The sequence below is a fragment of the Leifsonia sp. GW821-FHT13C09 genome, from assembly GCF_058806435.1.
In genome coordinates this window covers 172,963-188,318 of sequence record NZ_JBXAPS010000003.1, presented here as the reverse complement: position 1 = coordinate 188,318, position 15,356 = coordinate 172,963, and the positions used below count along the sequence as shown (strand labels likewise).

Here is a 15,356-nt window from a genome sequence, read left to right as displayed (position 1 = left end):
GGCCGACGCCGTACCGTCCTGATCATGAAGTTGTACACGCGCGAGTGGGGCGCAGGAGACCGCTACGCGGTCCTCGTCCACGGCGTCATGTCGGACTCGCGCAATTGGCGTCGCGTCGGCCCCGTGCTCGCCGAGCGCGGCTATCACGTGATCGCGGTCGACCTGCGCGGCCACGGCCACAGCCCGCGTGCCGACGAGTACACCGCCGAGCTGATGGCGGAGGACATCGTCGACACGGTGCCGTACGCGCCGGAGCTCGTGATGGGCCACTCGCTGGGCGGCCTCACGGTGAGCCTCGCCGTCGACCGGCTGCATCCGGAGCGCGCCGTCTACGTCGACCCCGCGTTCTCCTGCCCGGCCGCCAACTGGTTCCAGCTGATGCTCGCGCCGGCCTTCCTGAAGACGCTGGCCCGCCAGTCCGCCGCGCGCATCGCCAAGCGGAACCCGCGCTGGGACCCCGCAGACGTCGCGATCGAGGTCGAGACCTTCAAATCGTTCGACCGCGCGGCCATCCCCGCCGTGCTCGCGCCGAGCGTCATGCGCGCTCCGGAGCACATGGCGGTGCCGTCGCTGGTGATGCTGGCCGACAACTCCTACCTGGTGAAGCCGCAGATCGCCGAGCGCCTGCGCGACACGGGCTTTGAGGTGCGCGTGGTGACGGGGAGCGGCCACGTCATCAACCGCGACGACCACGACGGGTTCATGGAGGCCCTCGAAGGCTGGATCTGAGCGGGCTGGAGCTGAACCCGCTGGAGCTGAACCTGCCGGACCTGACGCGGCTAGCCTGAGCGGATGGAGCTGAGTACGGTCGTCGTCGCGCCGACACGGCGCGTGCTCGCCGTCCTGCCGCGGGCGCCGCTCGGCACCGCTGCGGAGACCCGCCTGCGAAGGCTGCGGTCGGCGGCGGACCGCGACGACGTCACGGCCGCGCGCCTGCTCGCCGCGCACGTCCTCGGCGCCTCGGTGGGCGGGGAGGTCTCCCCGGCGGCGCTGCGGCAGCGCTGCGAGGTCTGCGGCGGCGAGCACGGCCTTCCGCTGCCGGTGGCGGGGCTGCATGTGAGCTGGTCGCATGCGCACGGCTGGGTGGCAGCCGGAGCGTCGGGGTCCCGGCTCGGCGTCGACGTCGAGGCGGACGGCGAGGTGAATCTCGCCGACGCGCTGGCGCCCGCGGAGCGGTCGCTCGTGAGCGCCGCCTCCGACTCCGCGCGAGCCTTCCGGCTGGCATGGACCGCGAAGGAGGCGTGCGTGAAGGCGGGTGTCGCACGGCTGGACGGCTTCTCCGAGCTGGACGTGCTCGCGGCCCCCGACACGCTGCGCCCGTCGCACGGCGGCCTCCTGCTGAGTCGTCTGCTCCTGCCCGGCGCGGTCGCGTCCGCCGCGACCGCCGAGCCCGCGCGCTGGGCGACTCTCGGCGACGACGGAGAGCTCGTCCCGGTCTCCGACCGGGCTGTCGGCGGCCGCGCGTAGACTTTGGCGAGTGATACTGCAGGGCTTGATCGCGGCGCTTCAGCGCGCCTCCACGTTCGCCGACGCTCTGGCCTATGCGGGTCGTGACGCCGATTTCTCGCTCACGGACGGCCTCCGGGTACCGCTGCTCGCCGGCCTGGTCGGCAAGCGCGCCGCGGCCGGCTCCTCGGAGGCGGTGCTCGTCATCACCGCGACCGGCCGCGAGTCCGAGTCGGTGCGCGCCGCGCTGCCGTGCGTGCTCCCCGACGCCGAGATCGTCGAGTTCCCGGCCTGGGAGACGCTGCCGCACGAGCGCCTGAGCCCCAGCCCCGAGATCGTCGGCAAGCGGCTCCTCGCCCTGCGCCGGCTCGCCGACTGGGCGGCCGCCCGGGAGGCGGGGGAGGCCTCGCACCCGTTCGTGCTCGTCGCCTCGGTGCGCGCCGCCCTGCAGCCGCTGGCCGACAACCTCACCGACTACGCCACCATCGAGCTGACCGCGGGAGGCCGCGGCTTCGACCTGGGCGGGCTGTCCCTCCAGCTGGTCGACCTCGCGTACGCGCGCGTCGACATGGTCACCCGCCGCGGCGAGTTCGCCGTGCGCGGCGGCATCCTCGATGTCTTCCCGCCCACGGCCGAGCACCCGTACCGCGTCGACTTCTTCGGCGACGAGGTCGAGCAGATCCGCGCCTTCTCGGTGGCCGACCAGCGGTCGCTGCCCGAGCCGATCCCCGCCGTGACGCTCCCGCCGAGCCGTGAGCTGCTGCTCAGCGAGCCGGTGCGGCAGCGCGCCCGCGAGATGGAGCACGAGTTCCCGAGCCTGTCCGCGATGCTCGCCAAGATCGGCGAGGGCATCCCGGTGGAGGGCATGGAGTCTCTCGCTCCCGCGCTCGTCGACCGGCTCGTTCCGCTCACGCACTACCTTCCCGAAGGTGCGGCCGTCGCGGTGCTGTCGCCCGAGCGCGTGGCCTCCCGCGCGGTCAGCCTCGCCGAGACGAACCGCGAGTTCCTGTCCGCCGCGTGGAGCGCCGCCACCGTGGGCGCCGCGGCCCCGATCGACCTCGCGGCCGGGGACTTCCTCACCCTCCAGAAGCTCAAGGACTCGGTGAAGTTCAGCCGGCCGGGCCAGGCCGCGCCCGACCATCCCTGGTGGACGTTCTCCGGCTTCCAGTCCGATCCCGCCGACGCTCCGGTCCTGGAGCGCGAGGTGGAGGAGTACCTCCAGGTGCGCGTCAACGCGGAGGCGGTGCCCAGCTTCGCGGGCAACGTCACCGGCGCCGTCGAGCACGTGGCCCAGCGGTTGCGGGCGGGCTGGCAGGTCGCGATCGTCGCCGAGGGTGCCGGCCTGGTCGAGCGGGCCGCGCAGGTGCTCTCGGAGGCCGAGCTGCCGGCGCGCCCGGTGGACTCCTTCCCGGAGGACCCCGAGCCCGGCGTCGCCTACCTGTTGCGCGCGAACGTCGAGCACGGTTTCGAGTTCCCGGAGGAGAAGCTCGCGCTGATCGGCGAGAGCGAGTTCTACGGCCGCTCGGTCGGCTACGAGTCCCGGCAGGTCAAGAAGCTCGCCACCCGGCGCAAGAACGTCGTCGACCCCCTCGCGCTGAAGCCCGGCGACTACGTCGTGCACGAGACGCACGGCATCGGCAAGTTCGTGGAGCTGACGCAGCGCGAGGTGTCCAGCGGCGGTCGCAACGCGGTGAAGTCCAAGCGCGAGTACCTGGTGCTGGAGTACGCGCCCTCCAAGCGCGGCTACCCGGGCGACAAGCTGTTCGTCCCGACCGACCAGCTCGACCTGCTCACCCGGTACGTCGGCGGCGAGGCGCCGCAGCTGTCCAAGATGGGCGGCAGCGACTGGTCGGCCGCCAAGGGCCGGGCGCGCAGGGCGGTGCGCGACATCGCCGTGGAGCTCGTCAAGCTGTACTCGGCGCGGATGGCCAGCAAGGGCCACGCGTTCGGGCCGGACACTCCGTGGCAGCGAGAGCTCGAGGAGGCGTTCCCGTTCGCGGAGACGCACGACCAGCTGCAGACCATCGACGAAGTGAAGGCCGACATGGAGCGGCCCATCCCGATGGACCGCCTGATCTCGGGCGACGTCGGCTTCGGCAAGACCGAGATCGCGGTCCGCGCCGCGTTCAAGGCGGTGCAGGACGGCAAGCAGGTCGCCATGCTCGTGCCGACCACGCTGCTGGTCAAGCAGCACGCCGAGACGTTCCAGGAGCGCTTCGCCGGGTTCCCGATCCATCTGCGCCAGCTCAGCCGGTTCCAGACCGACAAGGAAGCCCGCGAGACGCTGCGCGGCCTCGCCGACGGCACCGTGGACGTCGTGATCGGCACGCACCGCATCCTCGCCGACGGCGTCACCTTCAAGGACCTGGGACTGGTGATCATCGACGAGGAGCAGCGCTTCGGCGTCGAGCACAAGGACCAGCTGAAGAAGCTCAAGACCAACGTGGACATCCTCGCGATGAGCGCGACGCCCATCCCGCGTACGCTGGAGATGGCGGTGACCGGCATCCGCGAGATGTCCACCCTCGCCACGCCGCCGGAGGACCGGCACCCGATCCTCACCTTCGTCGGGCCCTACTCGGAGCGGCAGGTCGCGGCGGCGATCCGGCGCGAACTGCTGCGCGAGGGCCAGGTGTTCTTCGTGCACAACCGGGTCGGCTCCATCTCGGCGACCGCCGCGAAGCTGGCCGAGCTGGTGCCGGAGGCCCGCATCGCCGTCGCGCACGGCCGGATGAACGAGCACGCCCTGGAGCAGGTCGTGGTCGACTTCTGGGAGCGCAAGTTCGACGTGCTGGTGTCGACCACGATCATCGAGACCGGCCTCGACATCTCCAACGCCAACACGATCATCATCGACCGGGCGGACAAGTACGGGCTCAGCCAGCTGCACCAGCTCCGCGGTCGGGTCGGCCGTGGCCGGGAGCGGGCGTACGCGTACTTCCTCTGGGACGAGGACAAGCCGCTCAGCGAGACCGCGCACGACCGGCTGTCCACGATCGCCGCGAACAACGACCTCGGCAGCGGAATGCAGGTCGCGCTCAAAGACCTGGAGATCCGCGGCGCCGGCAACCTGCTCGGCGGCGAGCAGTCAGGCCACATCGCCGGCGTCGGCTTCGACCTGTACCTCCGGATGATCGGGGAGGCCGTGTCCACCTTCCGCGGCGAGGTCGCCGAAGGCCAGACCGAGCTGCGCCTGGAGCTGCCGGTCGACGCGCACATCCCCGAGGAGTACGTCGACAGCGAGCGGCTGCGGCTGGAGGCCTACCAGAAGCTGTCCACCGCCAGCGCGCCCGCCGCGAAGGACGGCCAGATCGACCTGGTGCTGGAGGAGTTGACCGACCGCTACGGCGAGCCCCCGCAGCCGGTGGTGAACCTGATCGCGGTGTCGCGCCTGCGCCGGGCCGCCCAGAAGGCCGGGCTGGGGGAGGTCGTGGCGATGGGCTCCAACCTCCGGCTGGCGCCCGCGCAGCTCCCGGACTCCCTGCAGGTGCGCCTGCAGCGGATGTACCCGGGGTCGAAGTACCACGCTGCGCCCAAGGTCGCGACGGTTCCGCTGCCGCGGGTCAACGGCGAGGCCCTCGACGACGCCGGGCTGATCGAGTGGGTGGGGACGCTGCTCGGCGCGCTGTTCCCGGCCCCCGAGCCGGCCTCCGAACCCGCTGCCTGAGCGGCCGGGCCGGGCCTTGCGGCGTCACGTCCTCCTGGTCCTCCCGTGACTTCGGAGCCCCGGCCCGCGAATCCGTCCCGCCGGTCCTACCTCTTCCGTAACTCCGGAGATCCCGCCCCTTCGGCCCGCGATCTCCGGAGTTACGGTCGATTTCCGGGCTTTCAGGGGCGGTTCTCCGGAGTTGCCGACGGCGTCGGCAACTCCGGAGCCTTCCCCCGCCACGCCGCGCGGTAGTCCGTTACTCCGGAGATCCGGGCGCGATCGAGCTGCTGTTCCGGACCTACGGTCGACTCGCGGTGGCGGGGTGCTGTATCGGCTGTACTATAAGTACCGATACAGATGGGAGGGCGTCGCGTGCGCATCGAGCTCGATCCGACGGCGGAGACGCCGCTCTACCAGCAGCTCCACGACCGCGTGATCGACGCCGTCGCGCGCGGGGAGCTGCGGGAGGGGGACGCCCTTGTCTCCGTGCGGCAGCTCGCCGTGCGGTTCGGGATCAACGCCGCCACCGTGGTCAAGGCGTACGACGCGCTCCGCGCCGAGGGCATCGTGCGCACCAGCCGGCGCTCCGGGTCGGTGATCGCGCGCGACGCCACCAGCGGGCCGCCGGACGAGCGGTTCCTCGCGGACTGGTCGGCGCGGTTGAGCGCCCTGATCGCGGAGGGCATCGCCCACGGCGTGGAGCGGTCCGAGCTGGAGTCGCGCACGTCCGCCATCGCCTGGCTGTTCGACCAGGCCCGCGAGCAGCACCGCGGCGAAGATCGCCCTCCCGCCGGCCCTGCCGCCGGCGACCAGAAAGGAAACACCCCATGACCGCCGTCCTGTTGAGCACCTTCGCCGTGACGACGCTGACCGCCGCGATCCTCCTGATGCTGCCCGCGATGAGCCGCGCCACCCTGCCGCTCGGCGTGCTGGTGCCGCGCAGCCGGGTGGCCGATCCGGTCGTGGCCGGGGCCATTCGGCGCTTCCGCGTCGTCGTCGCGGGTTCGTACGTCGTCGCGCTCGTGGCGGCCGCGCTCGCGATCCCGGTCGGTCCCGCCGCGCCCGCGCTGGCGGCGACGCTGATCCTGCTGGTCGGCTCGATCGCCGGCTACGTGCTGACGCGACGCAGCATCCAGGCGGCCAAGCGCGCGGGCGGCTGGCTGGACGATGTGCCGGTGCGGATCTCCGGGAGTGTCACGCCGGACTCGGGCGCCCGCTCGCGCCCGGCGTTCGGCTGGTACGCGGCCGCGCTGGTGCTGCTGCTCGCGGCGGCGGCAGTGGGCATCGCGCTGTACGACGGCCTCCCGTCCTCCATCGCGGTGCACTGGGACTCGAGCGGGCAGCCGAACCGCTTCGCGGAGAAGACGGTGTTCTCGGTGTTCGGCCCGCTCCTGATCGCGTTCGGTGTGCTGGCGCTGATGGTCGGGATCGCCTTCATGGTCCGGGCGGTCCCGTGGCGGCGCGGCGGGGGAGAGGCGCCGGAGGCCGCCGAGCGGATCGCCGCGCTGCAGGCCGAGCTGACGCAGTCGCTGCTCGGGTGGCTGGCGTTCGTCGTGTCCGCCGCCATCGCCGTTCTGTCCGTGATCGGCTGGCTGCACGACGGGTCGGACCAGCCGAGCGCCGGGATCGGCATCGTCACGGTGGCTCTGCTCGTGGTGATCTTCGTGGTGATCGGCGTCTACGCCGTGCGCCTGGTCAGCGGGACGCGCGCCGCCCGCGCGGCCGTCCCCGTCGGAGGGGGCGCCGCGACCGCCGCCGGCGCCGGCCGCGACGCCATCGACCCGCGCGACGACGACCGGCACTGGAAGGGCGGCCTCATCTACGTCAACTCCGCCGACCCTACCCTCTTCGTCCCGAAGCGGTTCGGGGTGGGCGTGACGATCAACCTCGGCCACCCGGGAGGACTGGCGATCGGGATCGTCACCCTGCTGCTCCTGGTGGCCGCCATCACTCTCCCGGCGCTGTTGCGCTGACGCGGCGCCGCACATTCGTGCCGAATGTCGCGATTCGCGCCCGTATTCGCGCGATTCGTCACGAATGTCGCGGACTGCGTCCATCGCGATTCGTGCCGAATCGCGCGAATGGCGCGACGATTGCCGACATTCGTGCCGAATGTCGGCCGCGTCATCGCAGCGTGCGATTCGTCACGAATCGCGCGCTTCGGGGGCGCTTTCGCGCGATTCGGCGCGAATCGGGTGAGGGTGCTGCCGGCGGTTGCGCCGGGCGAGCGTGGTCACGAGGATGCCCGCGAGCACGATCGACACCGCCGAGCCCAGCAGCACCGCGAGGGTGCCCTCCGCCCGCACGGTGGCCGAGCCCGCGAAGGCCAGCTCGTTCATCAGCAGCGACACGGTGAAGCCGATGCCGCCGAGCGCCCCGACCGTCACCAGGCTCAGGAGCGGGATCCGTGAGCGCTCGGCCCTCGGCCGGGTGAACGACCCGAGCCAGCCGCCCAGCGTGATCCCGACCAGCTTGCCGACCGGGAGGGCGACCAGGATGCCCCAGAACGCCGGCGACAGCTCCCGGGGGGACACCGACGGGATGACGACGAGCGCGGCCGAGAACGCGAACAGCGGCAGGATCAGCCCGTTCGACCACGGCTCCAGCGCGTGCGCGGTGCGTCGCCCCGGCGCGCGCGACATGACGAGCCCGAGCGCCACGCCCGCGATCGTGGCGTGCACGCCGGAGTCGTAGACCAGCCACCAGGTCAGCACCGCCAGCAGCACCATCAGCACCCCGACAGGCCAGCGCAGCCTCCCGCGCAGCATGCGGCTGAGCAGGCCGAACGCGACGACGACCACCGCGGCGGCGCCGAGTTCCAGGAGGTTCGGGTTCGTGGTGAAGAACACGGCGATGATGAGGATGGCGACCAGGTCGTCCAGCACCGCCAGGGCCAGCAGGAACACCCGCAGCCGGTTCGGCAGCCCGCGCCCGAACACGGCGAGCACTCCGAGCGCGAAGGCGATGTCGGTCGCGGTCGGGATCGGCCAGCCGTCGGACAGTCCCGATCCCGTCGTCAGAGCCAGGTAGATCAGCGCCGGCACCGCGACGCCGCAGGCCGCCGCGATCGCCGGGTGGACGGCCTTCGCGAACGAGTTGAGCTCGCCGGCGACCAGTTCGTGCTTGAGCTCGACCGCCACGATGAAGAAGAACACCGCCAGCAGGCCGTCGCTGATCCAGTGCCCGGCGCTCAGGTCCACGAGCCCGCCGCCGAGGTGCGCGTGCTGGAGGTCCAGCAGGGCGGGGCCGACCGCCGTATTCGCCAGCAGGAGGCCGAGCGCGGCCGCGCCCAGCAGGAGCCCGGCGGCGGTGCGCTCGGAGCGGATGATGCTCATCGGTGGCCAATCTCGCGCCGACGCGCGGTACAGGGACGGAGGACGCAGAAACGAATTCGCCGACCAGACTTCCCGGCACACCAGTGCTTCAGTCTACCGGCCGCCTTCGGTGAGAGGATGAACCTGTCCCCGACGGGAGGAGCATCCCATGACCGACGCGGCGCCCACCAGACTCGACGAGCTCGTCGCCGTGATGGCGCAACTCCGCGCTCCCGGCGGCTGTCCGTGGGACGCCGCCCAGACGCACGAGTCGCTGGTGCAGTACCTCATCGAGGAGACCTACGAGCTGATCGAGGCCATCGAGACGGGGAACCGCGACGAGATGCTGGAGGAGCTCGGCGACGTGCTCTACCAGGTGCTGTTCCACGCCGACATCGCTGCGCACACCCCGGGTGAGGACTTCGACATCCAGGATGTCGCCGAGCAGATGACCCGCAAGATGGTCGGGCGGCACCCGCACGTCTTCGGCGGCGACCGCACGGCCGAGACGGCGGACGACGTCGTCGGGTTCTGGGACGACCTGAAGAAGGCGGAGAAGCCGGGCCGCACCAGCGTCCTGGACGGCATCCCGCAGGCCATGCCGTCGCTCGCGCTCGCCGACAAGCTGCTCGGCCGGGCGGAGAAGGTCGGGCTGATCGACCTGAGCGAGACCGGCGGCGTCCAGGTGGAGAGCGAGGACGAGCTGGGGCCGCTGCTGCTGGCCATCGTCGCGTCGGCGAAGGCGCAGGGGCTGGACGCCGAGCGCGCGCTGCGGTCGACCTTGCGCGAGCTGCAGGGCGAGATCCGCGAGCAGGAAGCATCGGTTTAGGTTAGGCTTACCTAACGTGCCACGTCGGCACGCTTCCCACCTTCGTGCCCTCGGCACCCTCGCGAGGAGAGTCATGCCTGTTTCCGCACGCCCCGGCGGCCGCCGGCCGCGCTCCGCCCGTTCCCGGCTGGCACTGGCTGTCGCCGCCGTCGCCTCGGCCTCCGCCCTCGTCCTCACCGGCTGCTCGGCCGGTGGACAGGCCGACGAGACCTCGTCGCCGGGCTCCGCGGGCGGCTTCCCGGTGACGCTCGACAGCGCGCTCGGAAAGGCCACCATCGACTCCGCGCCGAAGCGCGTCGCCACCTGGGGCTGGGGCGCGCAGGACATCGCGCTCGCCCTCGGCGTCGTCCCGGTCGCGATGCCGAAGTTCAGCTACGGCGGCGACGCGAAGGGCGTCCTCCCTTGGGACGCCGACCGGATCGCCGAACTGAAGGGCAGCACTCCGCAGCTGCTCGACGCAGACTCCGGCGATGTCCCGTTCGAGCAGTTCGTGAAGGCCAAGCCGGACGTCATCCTGGCGCCGTACTCCGGTCTCACGAAGACCGAGTTCGCCACGCTCAGCAAGATCGCGCCCGTGGTCGCCTACCCGCAGAAGCCGTGGGCGACGAGCTGGCGCGACCAGACCGCCATCGTCGGCAAGGCGCTCGGGATGACCTCCCAGGCCGACGCGCTCGTGAAGAAGACCGAGTCCTCCGTCACGGCGCTGGCCGAGAAGCGCCCGGTCCTGAAGGACAAGACGTTCTTCTACGCCGCCGCCAACCAGCCGGGCGTGCTCAACGTCTACCGCGCCGAGGACCCGCGCGTGCAATTGCTGAACGACCTCGGGATGACGAACTCGCCCAGCATCGCCTCCCTCGACTCCTCGAAGGGCGACGGCAGCTTCTTCTACCAGCTCAGCTACGAGAACCTCTCGAAGATCGACACCGACCTGCTCGTCATGTACTTCGACACGCAGTCCTCGCTGGACGCCTTCACGGCCGACCCGCTCGTCGCCGCCATGCCGGCCGTGAAGGAGGGCCGCTTCGCGCCGATCGTGGGCGAGTCGTTCGTCGCCGCCACCAGCGCGCCCAGCGTGCTCAGCATCCCGTGGATGCTCGACCGCTACGTGCCGCAACTCGCCGCCGCGGCCGAGAAGGTCGAGTAGCGCTCGATGCCCGCCGGTGTCGCCGCCGCGCCCGCCGGGCGTACGGGGGAGGTCCCCGCACACGTCCGGCGGCGTCGGCGTACCCTCCTGGGCTTCCTGATCGCGGTGGTCGTCCTCGTGGCGGTGTGCGTGCTCAGCCTCATGGTCGGCGCGCGGACCATCGCGCCGGCCGACGTCCTGCACGCGCTGGCGCACCCCTCGGCGAACGACCCCGACTCGCTGGTGGTGGTCGGCAGCCGCCTCCCGCGCACGCTGCTCGGCGTTGCCGCCGGGCTGGCGCTGGGGCTGGCCGGCGCCGTGATGCAGGGGCTGTCGCGGAACCCGCTCGCCGACCCCGGAATCCTCGGTGTGAACTTCGGCGCATCGCTGGCGGTCGTCGTGGCGACCGCGTTCCTCGGCGTCTCGACGGTCTCCGGCTCCGTCTGGTTCGCCTTCGCCGGTGCGGCGCTCGCGGCCGGACTGGTCTACGCCGTGTCCGCGGCGGGACGGGAGGGCGCGACGCCCGTCAAGCTCGCACTCGCGGGCGCCGCCGTCTCCGCCGCGCTCGGCTCGCTCATCACGGCGGTCATGCTGACCAGCCGGGTCTCGCTCGACCGGATGCGGTTCTGGCAGGTCGGATCGCTCGCCGGGCGCGGCTTCGACGTGCTGTGGCAGGTGCTGCCGACCCTCGTCGCCGGGGCGGTCCTCGCCCTGGCGCTCGGGAGGGTGCTCAACGGCCTCGCGCTGGGGGACGACATCGCGCGCGGGCTCGGCCAGCGGGTCGGCCTCGCGCGGGCGCTGTCGGCGGTCGCGATCGTGCTGCTCTGCGGCTCGGCGACGGCCGCGGTCGGCCCGATCGCGTTCGTCGGACTCGTCGTGCCGCACGTCGCCCGGTGGGTCGTCGGGGCGGACTACCGCCGGATCCTCGCCTTCTCGGCGGTCATCGCTCCGGCGCTGCTGATCGCGTGCGACGTGATCGGCCGGGTCGTCGCCCCGCCGGGGGAGCTTCAGGTCGGCGTCGTCCTGGCCTTCGTCGGGGCGCCGCTGTTCATCGCGCTCGTGCGCCGCAGGAAGGCGGTGGGGCTGTGAGCGCGCAGACCGCGGACACGGCCTCCCGCACCGCGTCGAGCGTCGCCGTCGACCGCCGGCGCCGACACGCCCGCGCCCTCCGGGCGTCCATCGTGCTCGCCGTGCTCGTCGCGCTGGTGTCGGCGGTGTCGCTGACGCTCGGGGATGCGGGGCTCGCCCCCTCCGACGTGCTCGCCGCCCTGGTCGGCCGCGCCGATCGGCTGACGTCGTTCGTCATCCTGGACCTCCGGCTGCCGCGCCTGCTCGCCGCCGTGCTGGTCGGCGGGTGCCTCGGCCTGTCCGGCGCGCTGTTCCAGTCGGTCGCGCGCAACCCGCTCGCGAGCCCCGACATCATCGGCATCACGACCAGCGCGAGCGCCACCGGCGCCATCGCCCTGGTCTGGTTCGGGATCGGCGGCCTGGCGCTCTCCGGCGTCGTCCTCGCGGGCACGCTGGTCGCCGCCGTGCTGATCTACCTGCTCGCCTGGCGCCACGGGGTGAGCGGCTACCGCTTCGTCCTGGTCGGGATCGGCGTCGGCGCGATCGCCGCCGGAATCGTCTCGTACGTGCTGACCCGCGCCGACCTGCGCGACGTCCAGCAGGCGTTGGTCTGGATCACGGGCAGCCTGAACAGCGTGGACAGCACGTCGCTCACCGTGCTGGCATTCGCCGCCGTCGTGCTCGTCCCGGGCGCGCTGCTAGTCGGGAGGCCGCTCGCCGCGCTCGGGCTCGGCGACGACCTCGCGGCCGGGATCGGCGTGCGGCCCGAGCGCACGCGCATCCTCAGCGTGAGCGTCGGGGTGGCGCTCGCCGCCGTCGCCGTGTCCGTCGCGGGACCGATCGCGTTCGTCGCGCTGCTGGCGGCCCCGGTCGCCCGCCGCCTCGTCGGCCACGGGTCGCTCGCGCTCCTTCCCGCGGCGTTCGTCGGCGCGCTCGTGCTCGTGCTGTCGGACATCGTCGCCCAGTTCGCCGTGCCGGGCGTCGTCTTCCCGGTCGGCGTCGTGACCGGGATCGTCGGGGCGCCCTACCTGCTTTGGCAGCTCACCAGGACCAACCGCAGCGGCCGGGGAGGCTGAGAGTGCCGAATATTGAGAGAGAGCGGGCCCGCATGACCGAGCAGACCCTGGCCGCGCACGACCTCACCCTCGCCTACGAGGGCCGGGTCGTGGTCGAGGGCCTCGACCTGGACATCCCGGCCGGCCGTGTGACCGCCATCGTCGGGCCGAACGCCTGCGGCAAGTCCACACTGCTGCGCGGGCTGTCCCGCCTGCTCGCGCCGGCCTCCGGGCGGGTGCTGCTCGACGGCGCGGACATCCGCACACTGTCGACCAGGGAAGTCGCCACCCGGCTCGGGCTGCTGCCGCAGACGCCGACCGCGCCCGACGGGATCACCGTGGCCGACCTCGTCTCGCGCGGTCGCTACCCCCACCAGGGCTGGTTCCGGCGCTGGACCGCGCAGGACGACGTGGCCGTGCAGGAGGCCATGGCCGCGACCGGCGTCGCCGAGCTGGCTGACCGCGCGATCGACGAGCTCTCCGGCGGCCAGCGCCAGCGGGTGTGGATCGCGATGGCGCTCGCCCAGCAGACCGGCATCCTCCTGCTGGACGAGCCCACGACGTTCCTCGACCTCAGCCACCAGCTCGACGTGCTCGACCTGCTGCTCGACCTGAACGCGGCGCGCGGGACGACGGTGGTCATGGTCCTGCACGACCTCAACCTCGCCGCGCGCTACGCCGACCACCTGGTGGCGATGCGGGCGGGGGCCGTCGTCGCCGCCGGCGATCCCGCGGAGGTCGTCACAGCCGATCTTGTCCGCGACGTCTTCGGCGTCGAGTCGGTCATCACGCCGGACCCGGTGGCGGGCACGCCGCTCGTCGTCCCGCTCGGCAGACACCACACGCTCTGAACGACGACCTGGCAGGACACGCCGCGTCGCGACGCGCGCACGCGGCGTGTCCTGCCAGGTCGTTCCGGGCGCGGGCCGGCAGCGCGCCCGCCGGGGGACCCGGGCCGCCGATCGGGTGACGGGCGCCGACCGGCGGCGCTTACACCCCGGTCCTGGGGCGGACGCGTTGTCGTGTGTCTGGCAACGCAGCCGAGGTGGTCGGACGACTGCGGCTCATGCCAGGTCCTCACTGGGACACCACCGCATCGCGCGGGGTCGGCACGACATCAGGGTGGCAACGCCAGCAGTCTACGACCGCCGCCGTCTCGCCCGCGATCCCCCGGGGCGGCATTGGCGAGGAGTTCTCCCCGGGCGGCGATGCGGTTCCTTCGGCGGGCGGCACTCCCAGCCCGCCATCTGGAAGAATCGTCGCATGGCTTCCCCGATCACCCCGCCCCGCGGCATGCGCGACTTCCTCCCCGCCGAGAAGGCCCGCCGCGAGCATGCGCTGGGCGTGATCCGGCGGAGCTTCGCCGCGCACGGCTTCGACGAGATCGAGACCCCGGTCGTCGAGGACGTCGCGCGTCTGCACTCGGGTCTCGGCGGCGACAACGAGAAGCTGGCCTTCAGCGTGCTGAAGCGCGGCCTCAGCGGCGACGACCTGCGCGCCGCGATCGAGTCGGGGGACGCCCTCGCGCTCTGCGACCTCGGCCTCCGCTTCGACCTCACCGTCCCGCTGGCCCGCTTCTACGCCACGCACCGGGCCGAGCTGCCTCCGGTGTTCCGCAGCATCCAGATCGCACCGGTCTGGCGGGCCGAACGGCCGCAGAAGGGCCGCTACCGCCAGTTCGTGCAGTGCGACATCGACATCATCGGGGAGGGCTCGCAGCTCGCGGAGGTGGAGCTCATCACCGCGACCGCCGCGGCGCTGGAGGCCCTGGGCCTGGCCGGCTGCACCATCCGGATCAACGACCGCCGTATCCTGAACGGCTTGCTGGAGTACTGCGGGTTCGCCGAGTCGCGCTGGCCGCAGGTGCTGATCTCGATCGACAAGCTCGACAAGATCGGCGCGGAGGGCGTGGTCGCCGAGCTGAGCGAGGGCGGCGCGGACTCCGCCGCGGTCCTCGGCGGCATCCTGGCCGGGCTGGAGCCGCACCTCGCCGACGGCGGCGTGGCGCTGACCGTCGAGGCGATCGCAGGCATCCTGCCCGAGGGCATGGACACCGACGCCATCGCCGACCTGGAGGCGCTCGCGCACGCCCTCGACACCCTCCCGGAGGGCGTCGCGCTGCGGTTCGACCCCACCCTGGTGCGCGGCATGGGCTACTACACCGGCACGATCTTCGAGATCGCGCACCCGGGCTCCGGCAGTTCGGTGGGCGGCGGCGGCCGTTACGACGGGATGATCGGCCGGTTCCTCGGCACCGACGTGCCCGCGTGCGGGTTCTCCATCGGCTTCGAGCGCGTGGTCGACCTCATCGAGGTGCCGGAGGACTCCGCGGCGGACACCGTGGTGCTCGTGCACGACCCGAGCGTCCCGCTCGACCGGCTGATGGCGATCAAGTCCGAGCTGATCGCCTCCGGCCGCCGGGTGCGGCTCGACCGGCGGGCGAAGAACCTGAAGGCCGTGCTGGATCGCGCGGCGGCGGCCGGGTACCGGTCGTTCGCGTTCGTCGGCCCGGAGACCGCGGACGCCGCCGCGCTGGAGTTCAAGCCGCTGGCGTAGCCGGCGGCGCTGGACGTCAGGCGGTGAGCTTGCCGCGGAGCTTCTCCAAGGTGTCCTTCGAGAGCCCGAGCCCCTTCGTCAGGTAGGCGTCGACCGAGCCGTACTCGTCCGCCACGGCGGAGTAGGCCGCGTCGAGGAACGACCGCTGGGTCCGCGATCCCCTGAGGGCAGCCGAAATGCTCGCTGGTCCACCCGGTGCGGTCCTTGCCCGCGGCGCAGTGGGTGATGACGGCGTCCGCCGCCGCATCCGAGGCGCCCGCGCGGGAGCAGTCGCGCCATTCACCGCAAGCATCGAGCCACACCGTTCCGGGCGTTT

13 protein-coding genes and 1 pseudogene are annotated in these 15,356 nt (G+C 72.4%); 11 read left to right on the top strand and 3 right to left on the bottom strand.

What is annotated here, in order from left to right:
* The first annotated feature begins 24 nt into the window (after window positions 1-24).
* The 5 genes from AC1ROW_RS12330 to AC1ROW_RS12310 all read left to right on the top strand — a co-directional run bounded on the left by AC1ROW_RS12330 (window position 25) and on the right by AC1ROW_RS12310 (window position 7,068).
* A complete protein-coding gene (locus AC1ROW_RS12330; RefSeq protein ID WP_493019197.1) occupies window positions 25-729 on the top strand; it encodes an alpha/beta fold hydrolase in 705 nt (234 codons plus the stop codon).
* Window positions 730-792: 63 nt separating this feature from the next.
* Window positions 793-1,467, top strand: a complete 675-nt coding sequence (locus AC1ROW_RS12325; protein WP_493019196.1) for a 4'-phosphopantetheinyl transferase family protein — start codon at window positions 793-795, stop codon at window positions 1,465-1,467.
* 10 nt (window positions 1,468-1,477) lie between these two features.
* The gene (mfd, locus tag AC1ROW_RS12320) at window positions 1,478-5,113 is read left to right on the top strand and encodes a transcription-repair coupling factor (protein WP_493019195.1); all 3,636 of its coding nucleotides are present in this window, start codon (window positions 1,478-1,480) and stop codon (window positions 5,111-5,113) included.
* A 339-nt stretch (window positions 5,114-5,452) separates the two neighbouring features.
* Window positions 5,453-5,926, top strand: a complete 474-nt coding sequence (locus AC1ROW_RS12315) for a GntR family transcriptional regulator (RefSeq protein WP_493019194.1) — start codon at window positions 5,453-5,455, stop codon at window positions 5,924-5,926.
* Entirely contained in the window at window positions 5,923-7,068 is a 1,146-nt protein-coding gene (locus AC1ROW_RS12310) for a DUF1648 domain-containing protein (RefSeq protein ID WP_493019193.1), read from the top strand. The genes AC1ROW_RS12315 and AC1ROW_RS12310 overlap by 4 nt, the downstream gene beginning before the upstream one ends.
* A 171-nt stretch (window positions 7,069-7,239) precedes the next feature.
* On the opposite strand, the gene AC1ROW_RS12305 is transcribed toward AC1ROW_RS12310, so the two are convergent.
* Complete coding sequence (locus tag AC1ROW_RS12305) at window positions 7,240-8,430, bottom strand: Na+/H+ antiporter NhaA (RefSeq protein WP_493019192.1); 1,191 nt, start codon at window positions 8,428-8,430, stop codon at window positions 7,240-7,242.
* Between the two features lie 148 nt (window positions 8,431-8,578).
* On the opposite strand from AC1ROW_RS12305, the gene AC1ROW_RS12300 reads away from it, so the two are divergent.
* The 6 genes from AC1ROW_RS12300 (at window position 8,579) to hisS (ending at window position 15,040) form a co-directional block, all read left to right on the top strand.
* The gene (locus tag AC1ROW_RS12300; protein ID WP_493019191.1) at window positions 8,579-9,238 is read left to right on the top strand and encodes a nucleoside triphosphate pyrophosphohydrolase; all 660 of its coding nucleotides are present in this window, start codon (window positions 8,579-8,581) and stop codon (window positions 9,236-9,238) included.
* Between the two features lie 73 nt (window positions 9,239-9,311).
* Window positions 9,312-10,382, top strand: coding sequence for an iron-siderophore ABC transporter substrate-binding protein (locus AC1ROW_RS12295; RefSeq protein ID WP_493019190.1), 1,071 nt, complete (start codon window positions 9,312-9,314; stop codon window positions 10,380-10,382).
* A 6-nt stretch (window positions 10,383-10,388) separates the two neighbouring features.
* Window positions 10,389-11,450: a FecCD family ABC transporter permease gene (locus AC1ROW_RS12290; RefSeq protein ID WP_493019189.1), complete on the top strand. Its 1,062-nt coding sequence runs from the start codon at window positions 10,389-10,391 to the stop codon at window positions 11,448-11,450.
* A complete protein-coding gene (locus AC1ROW_RS12285) occupies window positions 11,447-12,505 on the top strand; it encodes a FecCD family ABC transporter permease (protein ID WP_493019188.1) in 1,059 nt (352 codons plus the stop codon). The genes AC1ROW_RS12290 and AC1ROW_RS12285 overlap by 4 nt, the downstream gene beginning before the upstream one ends.
* A gap of 32 nt (window positions 12,506-12,537) precedes the next feature.
* Window positions 12,538-13,335, top strand: coding sequence for an ABC transporter ATP-binding protein (locus AC1ROW_RS12280; protein ID WP_493019187.1), 798 nt, complete (start codon window positions 12,538-12,540; stop codon window positions 13,333-13,335).
* 412 nt (window positions 13,336-13,747) lie between these two features.
* Window positions 13,748-15,040 (top strand): histidine--tRNA ligase, encoded by a 1,293-nt coding sequence (gene hisS, locus AC1ROW_RS12275; RefSeq protein WP_493019186.1) that lies wholly within the window; start codon window positions 13,748-13,750, stop codon window positions 15,038-15,040.
* Window positions 15,041-15,056: 16 nt separating this feature from the next.
* Here the strand turns inward: hisS and AC1ROW_RS12270 are convergent, their stop codons facing one another.
* Both AC1ROW_RS12270 and AC1ROW_RS12265 read right to left on the bottom strand, forming a co-directional pair.
* Window positions 15,057-15,218 carry a tyrosine-protein phosphatase gene (locus AC1ROW_RS12270; protein WP_493019457.1) on the bottom strand — a complete coding sequence of 54 codons (162 nt, stop codon included), beginning with the start codon at window positions 15,216-15,218 and terminating at the stop codon, window positions 15,057-15,059.
* 4 nt (window positions 15,219-15,222) lie between these two features.
* Window positions 15,223-15,342 (bottom strand): annotated as a pseudogene (locus tag AC1ROW_RS12265) (tyrosine-protein phosphatase); the annotation flags it as partial.
* Window positions 15,343-15,356 lie beyond the last annotated feature (14 nt).